General features: G+C 54.8%; 2 protein-coding genes. Both read right to left on the reverse strand.

The window, feature by feature from the left end:
• Nucleotides 1-460: CYTH domain-containing protein (locus BDE01S_RS10670; RefSeq protein ID WP_066081403.1), on the reverse strand; the 460-nt coding region annotated here is incomplete at its 3' end.
• A 16-nt stretch (nt 461-476) separates the two neighbouring features.
• Nucleotides 477-902 carry a CopD family protein gene (locus BDE01S_RS10675; RefSeq protein ID WP_066081404.1) on the reverse strand — a complete coding sequence of 142 codons (426 nt, stop codon included), beginning with the start codon at nt 900-902 and terminating at the stop codon, nt 477-479.
• Between the last annotated feature and the right edge of the window lie 214 nt (nt 903-1,116).

The raw sequence follows: 1,116 nt of genomic DNA on the forward strand, positions 1-1,116 counted from the left end.
AGGTGGAATACGGGTGTTTGCTCAGATAAGCATTGGTAAACTTGCCCTCCGATGTGATTTCCTCGCCCAGCCATGCGGGGCGCGGGAAAGCGGTATCTTCCGAGGGCAGCTCCAATTCTGCTACCACCAAAGGTGCGTTGTCGCCGAAATACTCGTCGATTTCAAAAGTGAAGCCCTGATATTCGACCAAATAGCGGTGTTTTTCCATTTTAAACGGGCACATGGTGTCCATCATCTGCTCCGCGTGCGCCAGCGGGATTCCGTATTCAAACTCGCTGCGGGACACATCGGAAATATAGCCTTTCAGGGTCAGCCAGGCGCGTTTGCCGCTGATGCGTACCCGGATGGTGCGCTCTTTTTCCACGCTCAGATAGCCCTGGCGCAAAGTCTGCGGCTCGGAAGCGGCGGCGCGCCAGCTGTCGTCGGCGAGTAAAAAGCGGCGTTCGATTTCAATACTCATGTTTCAGACGGCCTTTCTAAAAAGGTTTGAAGACGACCAGATACAGGGCGGCGGCCATCAGCAATACGGGAATTTCGTTGAAAAAGCGGTAAAACTTGTGGCTGTGGCGGCAGGCCTGCTGCTCGAAGCAGCGTAGATGGGCGCGGCAGATATGCTGGTAGCCCAGGAGCAGCAGCCCCAGCAGCAGCTTGGTGTGCACCCAGCCCTGATCCCACCAGCCGGCGGCAAAGGGAATGGCGATGCCGAAAATCAGCGCGCCGTAGCCCAGCGGCGCCATAAACTTGTAGAGCCGCTGCGCCATACAGAGCAGGCGCGCATATTCGGCCGGCTCGGCCTGCGGGCTGACCTGCGCCAGATTGACATAAATGCGCGGCAGGTAAAACAGGCCGGCAAACCAGGAAATGATAAAGAAAATGTGGATAAGTTTGAACCAAAGATACATTTCAGACGGCCTCGGGAAAATACAGCCGTATTGTAGCTTATCGCGCACCGCTGCAAAAGGCGGCGGCTGTTTTGAGGGGAAAAGACTGTTTAACGGGCTACATAGCGTGGGGTTTTATCCGAGAAGCACGAAGCAGCTTTGGGCGGATAAAGAAAAGCGCAGTTTTCCTGTAAAAAAGCCGTCTGAAAATTGCTGATTTTCAGACGGCTTGTGC

This window comes from Bergeriella denitrificans NBRC 102155 (genome assembly GCF_001592185.1).
GTDB lineage: Bacteria > Pseudomonadota > Gammaproteobacteria > Burkholderiales > Neisseriaceae > Neisseria > Neisseria denitrificans.

What these genes read in the sequence shown, in the direction of transcription:
- BDE01S_RS10675 (WP_066081404.1), bottom strand. Translation starts at nt 902, where the DNA reads ATGTATCTTTGGTTCAAACTTATCCACATTTTCTTTATCATTTCCTGG.